Raw genomic sequence first — 21,932 nt, 5'->3', positions numbered from 1 at the left:
ATGGGCACTGCTTTCTTCGACGCGAAGGACGGACAAGAGGCCGAGCCGTTGCCGGACGGCGATACAGTCTCGCCTGTCACCCGCCCAGATGATGCGAAAGGCGGACTGCGCAGAGCGGCGATACTGCAGGCGCTGGCCGCTGCCGTCTGGATCCCGCAGGCCGCATTGCTCGCCGTCTCGGTCGGCCGGATCGCCGATGGCGGCGGATTGCGTGACGTTCTCTGGCCAGCCCTCGGCATCCTCGCCCTCGGATTTGCAAGAAGCTGTCTCGACGCGGCCGGCGGCCGCCTGGCTTTTCAAGCCGCCCGTGCCGAACTCAGCCGCAGGCGCCAGATCGCCGTCGCGGCAGTATCCATGTCATCGCCGGTCGATCGCGGCCGGCCTGCCTCCGGCAAAGCCGCAAGTGTCATTGGCGAACAGGCCGAACTGATCGTGCCTTATCTCGCCCGTTTCCAGCCGGCGCGGATGAAGGCGAGCCTCGTGCCGCTCGTCATCCTTGCCTTCATCCTTCCGGTCTCCTGGATCGCCGCTCTGGTTCTGCTGTTCGCCGCGCCGCTGATCCCGATTTTCATGGCGCTGATCGGCTGGCGTGCTCAGGCGGCCAGCGAAAGGCAACTCGTCGCGACCGGCGGCCTCAACGGCTTCCTGCTCGATCGGCTGCGCGGACTGGCGACCATCCGTGCGCTCGACGCTGTCGATGCAACGGCAATGCGCCTGCGGTCGGAGGCGGAGTCGCTGCGTGCGCGCACCATGGCGGTGCTGAAGGTCGCCTTTCTGTCCTCGGCGGTGCTCGAGCTTTTCGCCGCACTCGGCGTGGCGATGATTGCCGTCTATGTCGGCTTCAGCCTGCTCGGCGAGATCCGCTTCGGCACTTGGGTAGGCCGGCTCGATCTGACCGAGGGACTGTTCATCCTGCTGCTCGCACCAGCCTTCTTCGAGCCTCTGCGCGAACTCTCGGCCGTCTGGCACGATCGGGCGGCCGGCGAAGCGGCGCTGAAGGCCCTGGACACCCTCGCTGCCGGCAGCCTGTCCATCCGAGGAGCCGCCGACGTCGCGCCAGCGGCATCTGCCGTCGCCGAAGCGCCGGCCATTCGTCTTGAGAATGTCGATTTCCGCTACAACGCCGACGAACCGTTGATCCTCGACGATTTCAACCTCGATATCGCGGCCGGCGAACATCTGGCGTTTCTCGGCGCCAGCGGTTCCGGCAAGTCGACGCTTCTTTCGCTCATATCAGGACTGGCGCCCTGTACCGGTGGCCGCATCGTCATCGGCGGCATCGAACTTGTGGACGATAGCGCCCACGCCTTGCGCGCCAGCATGGCATGGATCGGCCAAAGACCGCATATTTTCGCAGGCACCATCGCCGGCAATATCGCGCTCGGCAGGCCCGGTATCCTGCGCGGCGACGTGACGGATGCGCTCGACGTCGCCAGGCTCGGAAAAGTCGCCGCCGCCTATGGCAACCGGCCGCTCGGCGAAGGCGGGATCGGGCTTTCCGGCGGCGAGGCGCTGCGGCTGGCGATCGCGCGGGCGGCCTGCAATCCGCATCTCCGGATCATCCTGGCCGACGAGCCGACCGCACACCTCGACGCCGCCACCGCCGCCGAGGTGACCGAGAGCCTGCTTTCGCTCGCCAGGGGCCGCACTTTGATCGTTGCGACCCACGATCCGCTGCTTGCTGCCCGCCTGCATCGCGCCATGCGCGTCGATGCCGACATCGTTATGAGGGAGGCCGCCGAATGAACGGATCTGCTGCAGACCTCAAGCCGATCCTGCGCCTGTTCCTTGCCGAGCGCCGGCGTGCGCTGCTGCTCGGCGCAGCACTTTCGGCGGCGACGGTGACCGCCGGCATCGCCCTGCTCGGCCTGTCCGGCTGGTTCATCACCGCCACCTCACTCGCCGGCCTTTCGGCTGCTGCCGCCATCACCTTCGACGTCTTTGCGCCGTCAGCCGGCATCCGCCTACTCGCCATCGTCCGTACGGCCGCGCGCTACGGCGAAAGGCTTGCGACCCATGACGCAACGCTCGGCGTGCTCGCCGCCCTGCGCGAAAAACTGTTTCGCGGCTTTGCCGAACCGCGTGCTGCCCGCGCCCTGCTCCATCGTCCCGCACGGCTGCTCTTCCGGCTGACGGCCGATATCGATGCGCTCGATTCCCTCTACCTGCGCATCCTCGTGCCGGCTGCGGCGACGATCAGTGCAGCGCTGGCGGCAAGCGTGGTGCTGGGGCTGATGCATCCCGTGTTCGGCCTGTGCTTCGGCCTTTTTCTCGCCGGTGCCGGCCTCGGCCTGCCTGTCATCGCCGGGCGGGCGGCGCGCAAACATGCCCGCAGGCGCGCCCATGGCATCGAGGCGCTGCGGTCGCGGACGATCGATCTCGTCGCCGGCCAGACCGATCTGCTGATGGCCGGCCGCCTTGCGGCGCAGGGGGAGGCGATTGCCGCGGCGGACCAATATGCCGCCCGCGCCGACAATCGCTTGAACCGCGTCGAAACCGGCCTGACATTCGGCTTCGGCCTCGCCTCGACCTTGCTGCTGACAGCCTCGCTGCTCGCCGTCGCAGCACTTGCTGAAACGAAGGCGATCACCGCCCCTGTCGCCGCGCTCGGCCTGCTTGTCGCCTTCGCCGCGACCGAACCCTTCGCAGCGCTCCGCCGCGGCGCGCTGGAAGTTGGCAGGACATTGCTTGCGGCAAGGCGTATCGCACCGCGGCTTGCCGCAGTCGCAGCACAAGAACCCCTAGCGGCGGCGCTGCCGGGATATGCTTTCTCTCTAGCGAAGGTTTCCGCCTTTCATGAAAATTCCAATGTGCCGGCGCTCCAAGGCATCGAACTCGCGCTTCAGCGGGGTGAACGACTGGCCGTCATCGGCAGCAGCGGCGCCGGCAAATCGAGCCTGCTCGCTCTGCTTTCCGGTGAATTGCCGGCGCGGACGGGAAGCGTTGCCGCGGCAGGAGCAACGCTGCTGACGCAACGGACGGAGCTCTTCGAGGACAGCCTGCGCGGCAACCTCTGTCTCGCGAACCCCGATGCGAGCGAGGGCCGCCTTCGCGAAGCGCTCGCCGCCGCCGGCCTGCTTGCCGATGTCGAGGCCATGCCGCGGGGGATCGATACGCCGCTCGGCGAAGGCGGGCTCGGTCTTTCCGGTGGCCAGTCGCGCCGGCTGGCACTGGCCAGGCTCTTCCTCCGCGACACACCACTCTGGCTGCTCGATGAGCCGACAGAGGGCCTTGACGGCGTCACCGCCCGAGACGTGCTCAGCCGTCTGTCAGCCATGGCGGCGGGCCGCTCGTTGGTGATCGCCACGCATATCCGCCGGGAGGCATCAATCGCCGACCGCATCGCCGTCATTGAAGGCGGCCGCATCACAGAAGTTTCGCGCCGCGGAGAGGCGGCGTTCGAAAAGGCACTCGACCGGCTTCGGCCGGACTGAGCGAGACTGCATGCCCTCACGCGCCGTCGGCGCTGAGGAACGCCTGTACCCCGTGGGACCGTGGGAGAAAGACAATGGAACTAGATATCGTCGCGTTATCGCGCTTCCAATTCGCACTGACGGCGCTTTACCACTTCCTGTTCGTGCCCTTGACGCTCGGCTTGTCCGTGCTCTTGGCGATCATGGAAACCGTCTATGTCATGACCGGCCGGCAGATCTGGCGGCAGATGACCAAATTCTGGGGCACGCTGTTCGGCATCAACTTCGTGCTCGGCGTCGCCACCGGCATCGTCATGGAATTCCAGTTCGGCATGAACTGGAGCTATTACAGCTATTATGTCGGCGACATCTTCGGCGCGCCGCTGGCGATCGAAGGTCTGATGGCCTTCTTCCTGGAGGCGACCTTCGTCGGGCTGTTCTTCTTCGGCTGGGACAAGCTGTCGAAGGTCGGCCATCTCGTCGCCACCTGGGCGGTGGCACTCGGCTCGAATTTTTCCGCGCTCTGGATCCTGATCGCCAATGGCTGGATGCAGAACCCGGTGGGATCGGCGCTCAATCCGCAGACGATGCGCATGGAGATCACAAGCTTCTTCGACGTGGTCTTCAATCCGGTGGCCCAGGCGAAATTCGTCCACACTGTGTCGGCCGGTTACGTCTGCGCCTCGATCTTCGTGCTCGGCGTTTCCGCCTGGTATATCCTCAAGGGCCGGCATATCGAGCTTGCGAAGCGCTCGATGACGGTCGCGGCCTCCTTCGGCCTCGCCTCGGCACTCTCCGTCGTCGTGCTCGGCGACGAAAGCGGTTATCTCGCGACCGAGAACCAGAAGATGAAGCTCGCGGCAATCGAGGGCATGTGGAAGACGGAACCCGCTCCGGCGGCCTTCACCGCCTTCGGTTTCCCCGACCAGGAGGCGCGCGAGACGCATTTTGCCGTACACATTCCCTGGGTCATGGGTCTGATCGGCACGCGGTCGCTGACGACCGAAATCCCCGGCATCGACAAGCTCGAACAGCAGGCCGAAACCCGGATCCGCGACGGTATCAAGGCTTACGACGCGCTGATGCAGATCCGCGCAGTACCGGCACAGGGTCAGGTTGCGCAGGAAGTGCGCACCTCCTTCGAGGATCTCGGCCATGATCTCGGTTACGCTCTTCTTCTGAAGCGCTATGTCGACGATCCGCGCCAGGCGACCGAGGAGCAGATCGTTCAGGCTGCGCGTGATACCATCCCGCACGTGCCGACGCTCTTCTGGTCCTTCCGCATCATGGTCGGCCTCGGTATCTTCTTCATCCTGCTGACCGCCACCTTCTTCTGGCTGTCGGCGCGCCGCCATCTCGACAAGTACCCGCTGCTTTTAAGGATTGCCGTGATTGCCATTCCCCTGCCCTGGGTTGCCATCGAACTCGGCTGGGTCGTCGCCGAGTTCGGCCGCCAGCCCTGGGTGATCGAAGGCGTGCTGCCGACGGCAGCCGCCGTCTCCAGCCTCGGCGCCGGCACTGTGCTTCTGACCATTATCGGTTTTGGCGCACTTTATACCGTTCTGATCGTCATCGAGATGGGCCTGATGATCAAGGCGATCAAGCAAGGACCGGAGCCGGACGACGAGCCGGAAGCGATTCTGATTTCCGAAACCCTCGTCCCGGCCGCGGAGTGACTTGCCATGATCCTTCACCAACTCATCGACTATGAAACCCTGCGTCTCATCTGGTGGCTACTGCTCGGCGTCCTGCTGATCGCCTTTGCGACGACGGGCGGCTTCGATCTCGGCGTCGGCACGCTTTTGCCTTTCGTCGCCCGGACCGATACGGAACGGCGCGTGGCGATCAACACCGTCGGCGCCACCTGGGAGGGTAATCAGGTCTGGCTGATCCTCGGCGGCGGCGCCATCTTCGCCGCCTGGCCGCCGCTTTATGCGGTCTCCTTCTCGGGCTTCTATCTGGCGATGTTCGCGATCCTCTTCGCGCTCATCCTGCGTCCGGTCGGCTTCAAATACCGGTCGAAGCGGGAAAGCGCCAGTTGGCGGAGCGGCTGGGACTGGGCGCTGTTCGTTGGCGGTTTCGTGCCGTCGCTGATCTTCGGCGTTGCCGTCGGCAATGTGCTGCAGGGCGTGCCCTTCCGTTTTGCCGACGATATGCGGATCTTCTACGAGGGCTCGTTCTTCGCCCTGCTCAACCCCTATGCGCTGCTCTGCGGCCTGCTTTCCCTAGCCATGCTGACGATGCATGGTGCGGCATGGCTGGTGTTGAAGTCGAGTGGCCCGGTGGCCGAACGTGCCAGACGCTATGGCAGCATCGCCGCCCTTGCCGTTATTCTGCTTTTCGCACTCGGCGGTCTCTTCCTGTGGATCGGCGTCGGTGGCTATCGCATCACCAGCGATATCAGCCCGATCGGCCCCTCCAATCCGCTGTTGAAGACCGTGGCGCTGGAGAAAGGCGCGTGGCTTACCAATTATGCCGCCCATTCGTGGATGATCATCGCGCCGGTCCTCGGCTTCGTCGGCGCGGCACTGGCCTTCATTGCCATGCGGGCAAGGCGCGAGGTCATGACGCTGCTCTTCAGCAAGGTCGCGATCTTTGGCATCATCTCGACAGTCGGCCTATCGATGTTCCCGTTCATCCTGCCCTCCTCGCTCGATCCGCGATCGAGCCTGACGGTCTGGGATGCATCCTCCAGCCACATGACGCTGTTCATCATGCTGGTCGTGACGGTGATCTTCCTGCCGATCATCTTCGCCTACACAGCCTGGGTCTACAAGGTTCTGTGGGGCAAGGTCGATGAGAAGTCCATCACCGATGAAAATAGCCACGCTTACTAGAGCGACTCAGTAGAACCGCTCTAACCTTTTGTTTTTACGCAATTCCGGACGGGAAACCGCTTCGCACTTTTCCTGGAATTGCTCTGAGGGAGACCAACGATGTGGTATTTTGCATGGATCCTCGGCCTGCCGCTCGCCGCCGCCTTCGCCGTCCTCAACGCCATGTGGTATGAGCTGATGGACGACGTGGCCAGGAAGAAAGCTTCCGAGCCGCGCAAGTAGAAAAGCAAAGGGCGCGGTTCAAACCGCGCCCTTTGCTGTTGCTTCAGCCTTCCAGCCACTTCACCTGATCGGGTGTGAGCTTGATGTCGAGCGCCGAGAGACTGTCTTCCAACTCGGCGACGGTGCGCGGCCCGATCAGTGGAATGACCGGAAAAGGCTGGGCGATCACATAGGCGAGTGCGATGTGGATCGGATTGCGCCCGAGTTTGTTGGCAAGCTCGATAGCGCGGTCGCGGCGTCCGAAATTGCGCTCGGAATACCAAACCCGGACGATCTCCTCGTCGTCCCGCTTGTCGCGGCCGGCGCGGTCGGTAAAGAAGCCGCGGCCCTGGCTCGACCAGGCGAAGTTCGGGATCTGCTTCTCGTTCAGCCATTTCTTCCAGTCGTCATCGGAAGCGGCAACGCAGCCGGCCCAGATCGGATCGAGCATCTCGGCGAGCGAGAAGTTGTTGGAAAGTGCTGCCGGCGCCGTCTTGCCGGTCTTTTCGGCATAGGCGATCGCCTCGTCGAAGCGCGCCCGCGTCCAGTTCGAGCCACCGAATATGCCGCGGATGCGTCCGCGTTTGACCTCGGCATCCATGGCGTCGACGAATTCACCGACGGGCACGTCGGTATTGTCGCGATGCATGAAGTAGATGTCGACATAGTCGGTCTTCAGCCGGGCAAGCGACTGGTCGAGCTGCTTTGCGATCATATCGGGATAGCAGAGCGGCGAATGGGCGCCCTTGCCGATCAGCACGATCTCCTCGCGCGGCACGTTGCGGCTCGTGTGCCAGTCGCCGAAGATCGCCTCCGTCTTGCCGCCGCCATAGACATAGGCCGTGTCGAAGGCGTTGCCGCCGGCTTCGTAAAAGGCGTCGAGCGTCAGCGAGGCGGAGGCAAAATTCGGGAAGAACTCGAAGCCCAGCGTCACCACCGAGGCGGGCTTGGAAATGCCGGGAATCTGACGCTGCGGAACGCTGTTGCCGCGCGCGACCGTGCCGCCGGCAATGTTTACCGTGCGCTTGCTGGCTTTTTCCACGCCGTATTCAAGACCGACCGAGGCGCGCCACTGGTCGAGTACACGCAGGTTTCCGATCGAATCCGCCCAGCTCATGCCGGGAGAGCTGAATTCGGTCTTGCCGGCGTGGATGGCATCGCCCGCCGCATCCGCCTCGAAGGAATAGAGCCAGCGATCCTCCCTGAGTTCGACGGTCTCCTGCTTGCCGCCCTTGAAGATCTCGATCTTGCCGACGCCGCCCTTGTGGCCGGAGGCGAACCAGAAGTCCTGGACCTCGATCCGGCCTTCCGAGCCGATGATGCGCAGCACATTGTCCTGCTGCGCCATGATCGAGCAGGAGACTTCGGCGATGATCTCGTTCGGGAACTTGAGGACGGCAGATGCCCATTCATCGACACCGCTCTCTCCGAGATGGGCGACGCCCGAGACCTTCTCCGGTTCGAGGAAGGCCTTGCCCTCTGCGGCGCCTGATATCAGTCTGGCCATCGAGACCGGATAACCGCCGACATCGAGAATGCCGCCGCCGGCGGTATCGTTGGCGAAAAGCCGGTGTTCCGGCTTGTAGCTGCCCATGTTGAAGCCGAAGCTTGAGCGGATGATGCGAACGGTGCCGATGACGCCGCTTTTGACGAGTTCGACCAGCTTCTCTGTCTGCGGATGCACGCGGTACATGAAGGCTTCCCCGGCAAAGACGCCGGCTTTTTTCGCCTCGTAATAAACCGCTTCGGCATCATAGGCCGAGAGTGCGATCGGCTTTTCGACTAGGATGTGCTTGCCGGCACGTGCCGCCTTGATCGCCCATTCGGCATGGCCGGTGTGGGGGACGGCGATATAGATCGCATCGATCTCCTTGTCGGAGAGCAGCGCCTCGTAACCATCGACGATGCGGGCGCCGGGGAAGTTCTCGGCAAGGCCCGGCTTTGCCGGATTGCGGGTGGCGATCGCCACCAGTCTGCCGGTGCGCGAATGGGCGACGCCGTCTGCAAAGGTGCGGGCGATGGTGCCGGGGCCGATGATGCCCCAGCGAATCGGTTGATCTGAAGTCATGGAAAATCCTCTTTCGTCTTTCTGTCCTGGGATTTTAGTTCAGCGAAGCCGCTTGCCGGCGCCGTCGAAAAGGAATGAGCGGTTGGCGGGAAGGCCGACTGTCAGCGTGTCGCGATTGCCGGCGACGCGCGATTCCGGCCGCTCGATGATCAGTTGCTCGGGGCCAATGGTGGCGTAGATGTAGCTGGTATTGCCGAGATGTTCGGCGACGTCGATGGTGACGGTGAGGTCGGCATCACCCGTGCCGGCATCGACGAAATGTTCGGGACGGATGCCGAGCGTCACCTTTGCGCCGGCTTCGATGGGATCGGCGACGGGCAGCGTCAGGCGGGTATTGGCGTCGCTTTCCAGCGCGATCACCGCCCTGCCCGGCTGCGTGTCAACCACCACGGCGTTCAAGAAATTCATCTTCGGCGAGCCGACGAAGCCGGCGACGAACTGATTGGCGGGATCATCGTAGAGGTCGAGCGGCGCGCCGATCTGCTCGATATTGCCGGCGCGCAGCACGACGATCCTGTCGGCGAGCGTCATCGCTTCCGTCTGGTCGTGGGTGACGTAGATCATCGTCGTGCCGAGCTTCTTGTGCAGTCTTGATATTTCGACGCGCATCTGCACGCGCAGTTCGGCGTCGAGGTTCGACAAAGGTTCATCGAACAGGAAGACCTGGGGTTCGCGGACGATGGCGCGGCCGATCGCGACGCGCTGGCGCTGACCGCCGGAAAGCTGCTTCGGCCGACGCTTCATCAGCTCGGTGATCTGCAGGATCTCGGCTACATGACGCACGCGCCGCTCGGTGTCGGCCTTCGGATTGCCGTTCATGCGCAGGCCGAAGCTCAAATTTTCCTCGACGGTCAGGTGCGGATAGAGCGCGTAGGACTGGAAGACCATGGCGATGCCGCGATCGGCCGGCTCGACGTCGTTGACGACCCTGCCGCCGATCTGAAGCTCGCCTGACGTAATGTCCTCGAGGCCGGCGATCATCCTGAGCAGCGTGGACTTGCCGCAGCCGGACGGGCCGACGAAGACGACGAATTCGCCGTCCTTCACCTCCAGATTGGCGCCGTGGATGATCTCAAAGCCGCCGAAGCGCTTGACGATGTTGCTGAGTGAAAGCTCTGCCATGCAGCCTCCCGATTATTTGCCCGATTATTTAATTGCGCCGGCCGCGATGCCGGCGATGAAATGGCGTTGAAGAGCCACGAAGATGACGAGGATCGGCGCCGTCAGGAGCACCGCGCCGGCCATGATGCCGCCCCAGGAGACCTTGGTGAGGCCGATTAGCGTTCCCAGTGCCACCGGCGCCGTCATCATTCCCGGTTTGGAATTGATCAGCAGCGGCCAGAGGTAATTGTTCCAGGAGGCGAGGAAGAGGATGATCGCCAGTGCGGCCATGGTCGGGCGCGCCAGCGGCAGGGCGATGCGCAGGAAGATCTGCCATTCCTTGACGCCCTCGACGCGGGCGGCATCGAAAAGCTCGCCCGGCATCATCGAGAAGGATTGCCGCATGAACAGAACGCCGAGCGAATTGAACAACGGTGGCACGATCAGCGCCACCCAGGTGTTTGCCAGCTTGAATTCGCGGGCCACCATGATGAATTGCGGGATGACGACCACCGAAAACGGCAGCGTGATCGTGCCGAGGATGATGGCGATGACGATGGAGCGGCCGACGAAACGGTAACGCGCCAGCGCCCAGCCGGCCATCGAGGTCAGCAGTACCGACAGGACCGTATAGATGAGCGCGACGCCGATGGAGATCACCATCGCACCGATGAAATCGGTATCGGCCTGCAGGTTCTTGAAATTCTCGACGAAATTGGTCGATGGCCAGAGCACGATGTCAGGGCTGAAGATGCCATTGTCGGGCATGGTCGAGAAGACGAACATCATCCAGAGCGGAAACAGCCAGATTATCGCAAGCGGCGCCAGTGCGGCATGCAACGCGATCTGGCGCAGCAGAAGGGATTGAGATTTGGATTTCATTTCGGATCCCTCCCGACCCAGAGATTGAGAAGCGAGATCGCTACGGCAAGGGCAGCCATCGTATAGGCGATCGCCGAGGCATAGCCGAAGTTCAGCGAGGTGAAGCCCTGGCGATAAAGCAGCAGGCCGAGCGTCTCCGTGCCGCCGCCGGGACCGCCGCGATTGGTGATGAGGAAGGGCTCGGCGAAGAGCTGCATGGTGCCGATCACCGAGAGCACCACGCAGAAGAGGATGATCGGTTTCAGGAGCGGCAGGGTGATATGAAAGAATTGCTGGATCTTGCTCACCCGGTCGAGTGTCGCTGCCTCGTAGACATCGTCGGGAATCGACTGCAGGCCGGCGAGGATGATGATGGCGTTGTAGCCCGCCCAGCGCCATGTGACGGCAAGGATGATCAGCGCCATGGCGGCATTGGCATTGTCGAACCAGGAGACCGGGCTGAGACCGACGGCCGAGATCAGCTTGTTGATGATCCCGAAATCGAGGCTGAACATCAGCCGAAACACCGCGGCATAGGCGACCTCGCCGACGACCACAGGGGCGAAGAAGGCGAAACGGAAGAGCGGGCGCGCTTTCAGGAGCGGCGAATTGAGCATGACGGCCATAACGGTCGCAAGCGCGATCATGACAGGCACCTGGATCACCAGGATGATCAGCGTGTTGTAGAGGGCATTATAGAAGGCCGGGTCGTAGAAGAGCCGGCCCCAGTTGGCCTGGAAACTATATTTCCACGGGTTGATGCGGGTGTTCTGAAAGGAAATCAGGAACGAATTGATGATCGGCCAGACCCAGAAGGTGGCAAAGACCAGCAGATATGGGGCGAGGAACGCATAGGCGCTCCGGGTTCTGAACGGCATCGAGCCTTCTCCTCACAAAACCAATGAATGGTCGCCCGCCTCGCGCGGCGGGGAAAAAGCCGGGCGCGTCAAGCGCCCGGCTTCGTCATTCACTGCGCGATCGGAAGGCCGGTCGCCGAAGCGATCTGGTTGGCGGCATCGTCGAGAGCCGCCTTCGCATCGGGATAGCCGCCGGAGAAGAACTTCGTCTGCGCCGCCTTGAAGATGGCTTCGGCATCGCTCTGGAAGGCGGTGCCGCGGCTCGGCACGATCTTCGGCAGCGTCGCGAGGATATCAGCCCAGACCTTCTGACCGCCCCAATAGGGCTGTGCTTCGTTGACGAAGGGATCTTGAACGGCCGAGAGCAAAGATGGCACCAGACCGAATTCCTTCAGCATCGTTACCTGACCCTCGTTCGTGCCGAGGGCGTAGTTGACGAATTTCCAGGCCGCGTCCTTGTTTGCGGAGGTCGCGGAAATAGCGAGCGACGAACCGCCGAGATTGGCGGCATGCGGGCCATCGGCCGTCAGGCTCGGCATCTTGTAGACGCCCCACTTGCCCTTGAGATCGGGCGAGGTCGAACGCAGGGTGCCTTCATACCAGCCGCCATACAGCTGGCTTGCGGCCTTGCCGGCGGTATTGGCCTGGATCTTTTCGTCCCAATTGGCCGCCGTCAGCGTGCCGGCATCCTTCATTTCCTTCACCTTTTGCAGTGAGGAAACGCAGGCCGGCTGGTTGATGGTAATGGACTGGCCGTCGGTCGAGTAATAGCCGCAGCCCTGCTCGTTGGCGATCATGCGAAACCATTCGCTGTCGCCATTGAAGTCCGCCTGCGCCATGACGACGCCGGGGTTGGCGGCGGAAATCTTCTTGCCGGCGGCAATAAAATCATCCCAGGTGTTGATCGTGCTCGGATCGACGCCGGCCTTTTCGTAGAGGTCGCGGCGATAGAAGACGGCGACAGGGCCGGAATCCCACGGCATGGCATAGGCGACGTCTCCGACTTCAAGCTCGGTGCGCTTGAATTCGGGGAATTTCGCCTGAATGTCGGGCGTGTAACCGAGCTCCTTCAGATTGGCGAAGCAATCGGGAAAACGGCTCCAGAAGATTTCAGCTTCGAAATTCTCGATGCTGACGATGTCGGGCAAGCCGTCGCCGCCGGCGGCGCAGGCCGCGAGCGTCTTATCGAAGACCTGGGCGTTGCCAAGGTCCTCGACGGTGATCTTGATATCGGGAAACTGTTTGTTGAAGCCTGGAAGCGTGGACTTTAATGCCGACGCGGCGACATTCCAGCTCCAGATGGTGAGATTGGCCGACTGCGCGTATGCGGAGCCGGAAGCAAGCACTGCGACAGCTGCGGTCGCAGCGAGAAGTTTGAAGCGCATTGAAAATCCTCCCTTTTCAATTGCCGATCTTTCACGAACGCGGTTAGACTATCTGTAAGGGAGCGGGTGTCTCCTAAAAAGGGAACATGAATTTGGCGGAAAGTAAGGTCGGCACACGTGCAATCTACCAGCCCGGCGCGAGCAGCATCGAGGGTTTGCCGACAGCGCTGCAGATGTTTCATGCCCATCCGCCCGTCATGGCCATGCCGCACTGGCATGCGCAGGTCGAAGTCAACTACGTGATGCGCGGCACCGTGCACTACCGGATGAGCGATCACGAATTCCGGCTGAACGCGGGCGAAATGTGCCTCTTCTGGGGTGGTCAGCCGCATCAGATGGACGAATCCTCAGACGATTCGCTCTATGCCGGCGCCCATCTGCCGCTCGTCTATTTCTTCCGGCTGCGCCTGCCGATCAGCGTTTCCAGCCGGCTTATGAAGGGTGAGACGCTGCTGACCTCGGCAACGGATGCCGCCGACAACGAAAACTTCACCCGCTGGTTCCGCTATGCCAATTCCGGCGATCCCGCCAAGGCCCAGCACGCCGTCGACGAGCTGCTGCTACGCATCGAGCGCATTGCGCTCGAACCCTATTCGATGACGTCGCAGGCGACCATCAATCTCGAGGGCGATCACCCGCATCCGCATTCCTCGCGCAGCGTCGCGCGCATGTGCGATTTCATCGCCGCCAATTTCCTGCACGACATCGATTCGGTCGATATCGCCCGCGCCGCCGACCTGCATCCGAAATATGCGATGAACCTATTCAAGCGATCGACTGGCATGACGCTCAGCAAATATGTGACGCTGCTACGGCTGTCGCGCGCCCAGGCGATGCTGATGAGCGAGGGCGCCAACGTGCTGCAGGTGGCTATGGACAGCGGCTTCGGCTCGATCAGCGCCTTCAACAAATCCTTCCGCCACATCGCCGGCATGTCGCCGTCGGACTTCCGCCGCGATATCCGGCTGGTTACCACGGTCCCGGCCGGCGCTTTCCGGAACTAGCTCAGGGCCAGCCGCAATTCGGCGTTCTGTGCGTCTGCCTGCGACTTATTTTTCACTGGGCAAAAAAGAGCCAACGCCTAAGGTGGCGGCAGAATACGCCCATTTTCTGTGCAAGTGCATGCACTATTGCATTTGCCAGGAAATTGGTGCCATCGCACTCTTAATAAAATCAATGATTTATAATTTGGCACGCACTTTGCTTCGATAGTTGCAGAGTTGGTGGCTAGGGTTCCGGCGTCGCAAGGCGTGGCTGGTCCGAGAGCTACCACCGGCAGGGGAGACATCCCGCCGGGTGCACGGCGGGACAAAAGCCCGGGAGACCTCGTAAGCCAAGGGATTGGCGGCACGATGGTCATTGCCGATCCCTTTTGAAGAAAAGCAAAAGGGGAATTTCAATGCAGACTTTTTCGAAGATCCTATCGATTACCGCACTGACGGCGTCCCTGGCGCTCGGGCTCGGCTCCATCGCCAAGGCCGAACAGAAGACCGATTTCAAGGTCGCCTGGTCGATCTATGTCGGCTGGATGCCCTGGGGCTACGCCGCCGATCACGGCATCGTCAAGAAATGGGCCGACAAATACGGCATCAAGATCGAGGTGACCCAGTTCAACGACTACGTCGAATCGATGAACCAGTATACCGCCGGCGCCTTCGACGCCGTGACGCTGACCAATATGGACGGCCTGTCGATCCCGGCTGCCGGCGGCGTCGATACCACGGCCGTGATTGTCGGAGACTTCTCGAACGGCAATGATGCCGTCATCCTCAAGGACAAGGCGAGCCTTGCCGACATCAAGGGACAGAACGTCAATCTCGTCGAATTCTCCGTCTCGCATTATCTGCTGGCCCGCGCGCTCGAAAGCATCAAGCTGACCGAGCGCGACGTGAAAGTGGTCAACACCTCCGACGCCGATATGGTCGCCGCCTACAAGACGGCTGACGTGACCGCCGTCGTCACCTGGAACCCGCTGGTCTCGACCATCCTCGAAGATCCCACGGCCAAGAAGGTCTTCGACAGCTCGCAAGTGCCGGGCGAAATCATCGACCTGATGGTCGCCAATTCAGGCGTGCTGAAGGACAATCCGAATTTCGGCAAGGCGCTCGCCGGCATCTGGTATGAAACCACAGCACTGCTGACTGCCGACAGTGCCGACGGCAAGGCCGCGCGCGAGGCGATGGGCCAGGCATCGGGCACCGATCTCAAGGGCTTTGAATCCCAGCTTGCCGCCACCAAGCTGTTTGCCAAGCCGGCCGATGCCGTTGCTTTCACAGCCTCGGGCAGCCTGCCGAAGACAATGGATCTCGTCCGCAACTTCCTGTTCGAAAAAGGCCTGCTCGGCAATGGCGCGCCGTCCGCCGACGTCATCGGCATTGAAATGCCTGATGGCAAGGTCCTCGGCGATAGTGGCAACGTCAAGCTGCGCTTCACCGAGACCTACATGAAGGCCGCCGCCGACGGTTCGCTCTAAGCGATGTCAAAGCAGCGGTGCGGCCCTGACCGCACCGCCCACCCTTCATCAGCGGAGCTTTCCTCATGCGCTGGATCAACACGAGGCCGAGCCGGGGCGCGCAGCTTGCCTTGACGCTGCTGCCCTTCGTGCTGCTGATCGTTGCCTACACTTTCGGCTCGGCGGCACGGCTGGCGGAAAACGCCAACGACAAACTGCTGCCCGGTCTTGCCGGTTTTGCCGATGCGATCGATCGCCTGGCCTTCATCGCCGATCCGCGCACCGGACAATACCTGCTCTGGTCCGATACGGGTGCGAGCCTGATCCGGCTGTTGGCCGGCCTCGGTATCTCCACAGTCACCGCGCTCATCATCGGCATGCTGATCGGCATGCTGCCGTATCTCCGGGCGCTGCTCTCGCCCTTCGTCGCCGTTATCTCGATGGTGCCGCCGCTGGCGCTGCTGCCGATCCTCTTCATCGCCATGGGGCTTGGCGAAGCCTCGAAGATCGCGCTGATCGTCATCGGCGTTGCGCCAACGATGATCCGCGACCTTGCGCTGAAGGCGCTGGAGCTGCCGCGCGAACAGATCGTCAAGGCTGAAACACTTGGCGGCTCCTCCTGGCAGATCGGCCTTCGCGTCGTGTTGCCGCAGATCCTGCCGCGGCTGATCACCTGCCTCAGGCTTCAGCTCGGTCCCGCCTGGCTGTTCCTGATCGCGGCCGAGGCGATCTCGTCGGATTCCGGCCTCGGCTACCGCATCTTCCTAGTCCGCCGTTATCTCTCGATGGACGTCATCTTTCCCTATGTCGTCTGGATCACCCTGCTCGCCGTGATCATGAATTATATCCTCGATCGCATCCGCATTGCCTTCTTCCCCTGGTCTGAACTGGAGAAGCAGGCATGAGCGAACTGGTGATCGAAAAGGTCTGGAAAGAGTATGGCGACCAGATCGTGCTCGAAGACGTGTCGCTGACGGTTGCCTCGCGCGCCTTCGTCGCCCTTGTCGGCCCATCCGGCTGTGGCAAGTCGACGTTCCTGCGCATGCTGCTCGGCCAGGAGCGGCCGACGCGAGGGACAATCCTGCTCGACGGTGAAACCCTGCCGCAGGAGCCGGGGCCGGATCGCGGCGTCGTCTTCCAGCGCTACTCCGTCTTCCCGCATCTGACCGTGCTCGGCAATGTGCTGCTCGGGCGGGAACTCTCGGCGTCCCGCTACAAGGCCAAGCTTTTCGGCGCCGCCCGCCGCCACGCCATCGACGAAGCCCGGCGGCTGATCGGCGAAGTCGGTCTTTCCGGCGCCGAGGACAAATATCCGGCGCAGCTTTCAGGCGGCATGCAGCAGCGCCTGGCGCTGGCGCAGGCGCTGATCATGAAGCCGAAGGTGCTGCTGCTCGATGAGCCCTTCGGCGCGCTCGACCCCGGCATCCGCGCCGAAATCCACACATTGATGAAGCGGCTCTGGCACGAAACGCAGATGACCGTCGTCATGGTGACGCACGACATGCGGGAGGCCTTCACGCTGGCAACGCGCGTCGTCGCCTTCGAGCGCAAGCGCGACCGCCCGGAGGAAAAGGAGCGCTACGGCGCGACGATCACCAAGGACATTTCCATCTGGCCGCCGAGGCTCGCCGGCGCGCCCTCCATCTTCAGCCCCGACCGGGACGGCCCGGTCATTTCTCTGGGCCTTCGCCGGGACGACCCGGCTTCCAGTCCGTCAGGAGAAAAACCATGATGCATGTCAGACGTTCGCCCGAAGAAATTGCCGCCAACCGGCAGCGCTACGAGGAACACCAGAAGAAGGGGCTGGAATTTGCCCCAAAGGCCCTGCCGGCGCCGAGCCCCCTTCCCGCCCCCGCAATCGATGCGGCTGCGATCATCCATCAGGAAACCATCCCCGGCGGCTGGTACTGGTCGACCGCGCTGAAGCGCGGCGAGGCTCTCCGCATTGATCAGGGCGAAGGCGGATCGACCGTGGCGCTCGTCGCCTGGAACGCCGCTGACACTAGTGAACGGCTCAATCTCGTCGATACGGTCAAGGTGCAGTGGACAACCGCCCTCGGCAAGGGCCGCGTTATCTTCTCGGACATGGGCCGAGTGATGTTTTCGCTGATCGAGGATAGCTCCGGCGCTCACGACTGCCTGATGGGCGGCTCGACCGCAGCTTCGAACGCTGCAAAATATCCTGGCGTCAAGAGCCGCAACACCCGCGACAATCTCGTGCTCGTCGCCGGCAAGCTTGGTCTCACCAGGCGCGATATTCCCGCAATTCTCAATCTCTTCGCTCCCGTCCGCGTCGACGATGACGGTGGCTTCCACTGGCGCGGCAAACTCTCCAACAGCGGCGACTATGCCGAACTGCGCGCCGAAATGGACATGATCGTCGGCTTTTCCAATTGTCCGCATCCGCTCGATCCCGACCCGGTCTATGCTCCGAAGCCGGTGATCGTCACGCGCTTTCGCGCCCCCGCCCCCGCAGTCGACGACCTCTCGCGCACGGCGACCGCCGAAGCCCTTCGCGGCTTCGAGAACAACGCCTCGATGCTGGCCTGAGGGAGGATGACGATGACCGATTTCATCAAGACTTCAGCTTCGCGCAGCCTGGAAAATGCCGTGCAGGAACATTTCATCCCGGCCGAAGCGCCGTGGTCCGGCATCGTGCGCAAGGGTCAGACCATCCGCATCGAGGACAGCTACGGCCAACAGGCAATCGATACGCTGTTTTATCGCGCCGATGACTTTGCCGAGCGGTATTCCAACCAGGATACGATGCGGGCGCAAGGTGGCGCCTATATCGGCACCGGCACGAAGATCATCTCGAACGAAGGCAACGTCATGCTGGTCATGACGGCCGACAGCTGCGGCCGCCACGATACATCAGCCGGCGCCTGCTCCTGCGAGAGCAACACCGTGCGCTTTGGCCACGGCACCAAATACCTGCATGCCTGCCGCGACAATTTCGTGATCGAGGTGACAAAACACGGCATGAGCAAGCGCGACATCGTGCCGAACATCAATTTCTTCATGAACGTGCCGATCAAGCCGAACGGCGAGATGACTATCGTCGACGGCATTTCCGCGCCTGACGACTATGTCGAGCTGGTGGCGGAGATGGACGTGCTTTGCGTCATCTCCAATTGCCCGCAGATCAACAATCCCTGCAACGGTTTCGATCCGACGCCGATCCGGGTGCTGATCTTGGACGGCGAGGACTGATCGATGTTCACCAAAGTCCTTATCGCCAATCGCGGCGAGATCGCCGTCCGCGTCATCCGCACATTGAAGAGGATGGGCATTGCCTCGGTCGCCGTCTATTCCGATGCCGATCGGTTCTCCATGCCGGCGCTCACCGCCGACGAGGCCATGCGCCTCGGCCCGGCGCCTGCTGCCGAAAGTTATCTTGACGTCGATGCCGTCATTGCTGCCTGCAAGGCGACGGGCGCTGAGGCCGTGCATCCAGGCTACGGCTTCCTCTCGGAGAATATCGGCTTTGCCGAGCGGCTCGCCGCTGAAGGCATCGCCTTCATCGGCCCGCGCCCAGAGCATCTGTCGGCCTTCGGCCTGAAGCATACGGCGCGCGAATTGGCGAAAGCGAGCGGCGTGCCGCTGCTGCCCGGCACCGATCTCTTGCAGAGCGTCGACGGGGCGCTTTCGGCTGCCGAGACCGTCGGTTATCCCGTCATGTTGAAGAGCACGGCCGGCGGCGGCGGTATCGGCATGCAACTCTGCGCCGATGCGGCCTGCCTCAAGGCTTCCTTCGAAAGCGTGCAGCGGACCGCGCGCGCCAGCTTCGGCGATGCGCGCGTCTATATCGAGCGTTTCGTTGCTGAAGCGCGCCATGTCGAGGTGCAGATCTTCGGCGACGGCAAGGGCGGAGTGATTGCGCTCGGCGAACGTGACTGCTCGCTGCAGCGGCGGAACCAGAAGGTCGTCGAGGAGACGCCTGCGCCCGGCCTTTCCGCCGAAACGAGGGCGCGGCTGCACAAGGCGGCGGTCGATCTGGGAAGCTCGGTCTCCTACGAATCGGCCGGCACCGTCGAATTCATCTACGATCCCCAGCGCGAGGAATTCTATTTCCTCGAGGTCAATACCCGCCTGCAGGTCGAGCATCCTGTCACGGAAGCCGTCTTCGGTATCGATCTCGTCGAATGGATGATCCGGCAGGCGGCCGGCGAAGAGGTGCTCTCGGGCGCTAAGGCCCTGACGCCGAAGGGTGCGGCGATCGAGATGCGTGTTTATGCGGAGATGCCGCATGCCGATTTCCGCCCGAGCGCCGGCCTTTTGACCGAAGTCATTTTTCCGGAGAGTGCCCGCGTCGACGGCTGGATCGAGACGGGGACCGAGGTCACGCCCTTCTATGACCCGATGCTTGCTAAACTGATTGTGGCGGCGGAAGACCGGCCGGCGGCGATCGAGAAACTGAAGGCAGCGCTCGCCGAAACATCGATATCGGGCATCGAGACCAATCTCGATTATTTGAGAACGATCGCCGCTTCCGAATTGCTGGCCAGCGCCAAGGTGGCAACGACGGCTCTACGCGACTTCGCCTTCGTTCCCGATGTCGTCGAGGTTCTCGCGCCCGGCGCGCAGTCAAGCATTCAGGAATTGCCGGGCCGGCTCGGCCTCTGGCATGTCGGCGTGCCGCCAAGCGGGCCGATGGACGAGCGCTCCTTCCGCCATGCCAACCGGCTGGTCGGCAATGACGATGTGACGGCTGCGCTGGAGTTGACCGTTTCCGGTCCGACATTGCGGTTCTATGCCGACCAGACGATCGCGCTAGCCGGCGCCCGGATGCCTATGACATGCGACGGCGCAAGATTGCCGCATGACACCCCGGTATTGATCCGTGCCGGTCAGGTTCTGTCGATCGGTACGATCGAAGGACCGGGGCAGCGCGCCTACCTCGCGGTCGCCGGTGGTTTTGCCGCTCCCGTTGTGCTCGGCTCGCGCGCGACCTTCGGCCTTGGCCAATTCGGCGGCAACGCCACCGGCACCCTGAAGACAGGGCATGTGCTGCACTTTGCCCGCCAAGTACCGGCCGAACCGGTGAGACCAGCGACGGAGGCAGCCGTCTTGACGCGCGAATGGGATGTCGGCGTCGTCTATGGCCCGCACGGCGCGCCCGATTTCTTCGAGGCTAGCGATATCGAGACGCTGTTCTCGACAGCTTACGAGGTGCATTTCAACAGCGCCCGCACCGGTGTGCGCCTGATCGGCCCGGCCCCGCAATGGGCACGTAGCGACGGCGGCGAGGCGGGGCTGCACCCCTCCAACCTGCACGATAATGCCTATGCCATCGGAGCGATCGATTTTACCGGCGACATGCCGATCATTCTCGGCCCTGACGGTCCGAGCCTTGGCGGCTTCGTCTGCCCTGCAGTGATCGCCCGCGACGAACAGTGGAAGATGGGCCAGTTTAAGCCCGGCGACCGTATCCGCTTTCATGCGGTGGCGCGGCCGGAGGACCCGATCGCCGGCCCGGCGGTGCGGCGGGTCGTGGAAGAGACGGGCTCGCCGATCGTCGGCATTAGCGACGACGGCCCGGTTTCCGTCGTCTATCGCCGCCAGGGCGATGATAATCTGCTCGTCGAATATGGGCCGATGACACTGGATATCGCGCTTCGGCTGCGGGTGCATCTGCTGATGCAGGCCGTTGTCGAGGCCCGCCTGCCCGGCGTCGTCGACCTCACCCCCGGTATCCGCTCGCTGCAGATTCATTATGACGGCACGCAGCTGACGCGCCGGCGCCTGCTGGGACTGCTCTCCGAAATCGAGGCGACGCTGCCGGCGGCACAGGAGGTCACGGTGCCGAGCCGCATCGTGCATCTGCCGCTTTCCTGGAACGATCCGGATGCGGAGCTTGCGATGCGCAAATATCAGGAGCTCGTGCGCCCGAATGCGCCCTGGTGCCCGTCGAATATCGAGTTCATCCGCCGCATCAACGGCCTTCCCGACGAACAGGCCGTTCGCGATATCGTCTTCGATGCCAGCTATCTGGTGCTCGGTCTCGGCGATGTCTATCTTGGCGCGCCGGTTGCGACCCCTGTTGATCCACGCCATCGCCTCGTGACGACGAAGTATAATCCCGCCCGCACCTGGACGCCTGAGAACGCCGTCGGCATCGGCGGCGCCTATATGTGCATCTACGGCATGGAAGGACCGGGCGGCTACCAGCTCTTCGGCCGCACCATCCAGGTCTGGAACACATGGCGGGAGACACCGGCCTTCGCCAGGGGCAAGCCCTGGCTGCTGAACTTCTTTGACCAGATCCGTTTCTTCCCTGTTAGTAATCAGGAACTGACGGAGGCGCGCGCCGCCTTCCCGCACGGCGGCTATCCGATCCGGATCGAGGAGACGGAATTCTCCTATGCTGCCTATGAGAGAGAATTGCAGGCGAACGCAGCGTCGATCGGTCGCTTCAAAGCAACGCAGCAGGCCGCCTTCGATACTGAGCGCCAGCGCTGGAAGGAAGCCGGGCTCGACAGCTTCGTCACCGATGAAGGCACGGGCGAAAGTCCGGATGGGGATATTCCCGACGGCTGCTTCGGTGTTGCCAGCGCCGTGCCCGGCAATATCTGGAAATTGCTGGTCGAGCCGGGTGCTTCGGTTGCGGCCGGCGATACACTCGCCATCATCGAATCGATGAAAATGGAAATCAACGTCACCGCCCATGCGGCAGGCCGCGTCCGCGACCTGCGCGCCGGGCCGGGAAGAAACGTCAAAGCCGGCGATATCATCGTCGTTCTGGAGGAATGCTGAC

The 21,932-nt window shown here is 62.7% G+C and carries 17 protein-coding genes and 1 riboswitch; of the genes, 12 read left to right on the top strand and 5 right to left on the bottom strand.

Features of this window, described 5'->3' with window-relative positions:
- From cydD to cydX, 5 genes are all read left to right on the top strand, one after another.
- Nucleotides 1-1,746, top strand: coding sequence for a thiol reductant ABC exporter subunit CydD (cydD, locus tag HX899_RS09375; RefSeq protein ID WP_181292306.1), 1,746 nt, complete (start codon nt 1-3; stop codon nt 1,744-1,746).
- On the top strand, nt 1,743-3,434 hold the full coding sequence (locus HX899_RS09370) for an amino acid ABC transporter ATP-binding/permease protein (RefSeq protein ID WP_181292305.1): 1,692 nt from the start codon (nt 1,743-1,745) through the stop codon (nt 3,432-3,434). Before cydD ends, HX899_RS09370 begins: the two co-directional genes overlap by 4 nt.
- 74 nt (nt 3,435-3,508) lie before the next feature.
- Nucleotides 3,509-5,089, top strand: coding sequence for a cytochrome ubiquinol oxidase subunit I (locus HX899_RS09365; RefSeq protein ID WP_181292304.1), 1,581 nt, complete (start codon nt 3,509-3,511; stop codon nt 5,087-5,089).
- Nucleotides 5,090-5,095: 6 nt separating this feature from the next.
- A complete protein-coding gene (gene cydB / locus HX899_RS09360; RefSeq protein WP_138389972.1) occupies nt 5,096-6,250 on the top strand; it encodes a cytochrome d ubiquinol oxidase subunit II in 1,155 nt (384 codons plus the stop codon).
- 99 nt (nt 6,251-6,349) lie between these two features.
- A complete protein-coding gene (gene cydX / locus HX899_RS09355) occupies nt 6,350-6,472 on the top strand; it encodes a cytochrome bd-I oxidase subunit CydX (protein WP_181292303.1) in 123 nt (40 codons plus the stop codon).
- 43 nt (nt 6,473-6,515) lie between these two features.
- Here cydX and HX899_RS09350 read toward each other — a convergent pair whose 3' ends face one another.
- The 5 genes from HX899_RS09350 to HX899_RS09330 form a co-directional block, all read right to left on the bottom strand.
- A complete protein-coding gene (locus HX899_RS09350; protein WP_181292302.1) occupies nt 6,516-8,519 on the bottom strand; it encodes an aldo/keto reductase in 2,004 nt (667 codons plus the stop codon).
- A 39-nt stretch (nt 8,520-8,558) separates the two neighbouring features.
- Complete coding sequence (locus HX899_RS09345; RefSeq protein ID WP_181292301.1) at nt 8,559-9,641, bottom strand: ABC transporter ATP-binding protein; 1,083 nt, start codon at nt 9,639-9,641, stop codon at nt 8,559-8,561.
- Nucleotides 9,642-9,665: 24 nt separating this feature from the next.
- Nucleotides 9,666-10,502 (bottom strand): carbohydrate ABC transporter permease, encoded by an 837-nt coding sequence (locus tag HX899_RS09340; RefSeq protein WP_130704935.1) that lies wholly within the window; start codon nt 10,500-10,502, stop codon nt 9,666-9,668.
- A complete protein-coding gene (locus tag HX899_RS09335) occupies nt 10,499-11,359 on the bottom strand; it encodes a carbohydrate ABC transporter permease (RefSeq protein ID WP_138333982.1) in 861 nt (286 codons plus the stop codon). The genes HX899_RS09340 and HX899_RS09335 overlap by 4 nt, the downstream gene beginning before the upstream one ends.
- 89 nt (nt 11,360-11,448) lie before the next feature.
- Nucleotides 11,449-12,723 (bottom strand): extracellular solute-binding protein, encoded by a 1,275-nt coding sequence (locus HX899_RS09330; protein WP_138333980.1) that lies wholly within the window; start codon nt 12,721-12,723, stop codon nt 11,449-11,451.
- Nucleotides 12,724-12,809: 86 nt separating this feature from the next.
- Here HX899_RS09330 and HX899_RS09325 point away from each other — a divergent pair, with 86 nt between their 5' ends.
- The 7 genes from HX899_RS09325 (at nt 12,810) to uca (ending at nt 21,931) form a co-directional block, all read left to right on the top strand.
- A complete protein-coding gene (locus tag HX899_RS09325; RefSeq protein ID WP_138333978.1) occupies nt 12,810-13,727 on the top strand; it encodes a helix-turn-helix domain-containing protein in 918 nt (305 codons plus the stop codon).
- A gap of 212 nt (nt 13,728-13,939) precedes the next feature.
- A riboswitch (guanidine-I (ykkC/yxkD leader) is annotated at nt 13,940-14,048 on the top strand.
- A 74-nt stretch (nt 14,049-14,122) separates the two neighbouring features.
- The gene (locus tag HX899_RS09320; RefSeq protein WP_181292300.1) at nt 14,123-15,196 is read left to right on the top strand and encodes a putative urea ABC transporter substrate-binding protein; all 1,074 of its coding nucleotides are present in this window, start codon (nt 14,123-14,125) and stop codon (nt 15,194-15,196) included.
- A gap of 65 nt (nt 15,197-15,261) precedes the next feature.
- On the top strand, nt 15,262-16,080 hold the full coding sequence (locus tag HX899_RS09315; protein WP_181292299.1) for an ABC transporter permease: 819 nt from the start codon (nt 15,262-15,264) through the stop codon (nt 16,078-16,080).
- The gene (locus tag HX899_RS09310) at nt 16,077-16,907 is read left to right on the top strand and encodes an ABC transporter ATP-binding protein (protein WP_181292298.1); all 831 of its coding nucleotides are present in this window, start codon (nt 16,077-16,079) and stop codon (nt 16,905-16,907) included. Before HX899_RS09315 ends, HX899_RS09310 begins: the two co-directional genes overlap by 4 nt.
- Entirely contained in the window at nt 16,904-17,725 is an 822-nt protein-coding gene (locus HX899_RS09305) for an urea amidolyase associated protein UAAP1 (protein ID WP_181292297.1), read from the top strand. Before HX899_RS09310 ends, HX899_RS09305 begins: the two co-directional genes overlap by 4 nt.
- 12 nt (nt 17,726-17,737) lie before the next feature.
- Nucleotides 17,738-18,388, top strand: a complete 651-nt coding sequence (locus HX899_RS09300) for an urea amidolyase associated protein UAAP2 (RefSeq protein WP_181292296.1) — start codon at nt 17,738-17,740, stop codon at nt 18,386-18,388.
- 3 nt (nt 18,389-18,391) lie between these two features.
- Nucleotides 18,392-21,931 carry an urea carboxylase gene (gene uca, locus HX899_RS09295; protein WP_181292295.1) on the top strand — a complete coding sequence of 1,180 codons (3,540 nt, stop codon included), beginning with the start codon at nt 18,392-18,394 and terminating at the stop codon, nt 21,929-21,931.
- The last annotated feature ends 1 nt before the right edge of the window (nt 21,932 follow it).

It is taken from the genome of Rhizobium sp. WYCCWR 11146, from assembly GCF_013591995.1.
GTDB classification, from domain to species: Bacteria; Pseudomonadota; Alphaproteobacteria; order Rhizobiales; family Rhizobiaceae; genus Rhizobium; species Rhizobium indicum.
This window is presented reverse-complemented; position numbering and strand designations above follow the sequence as displayed.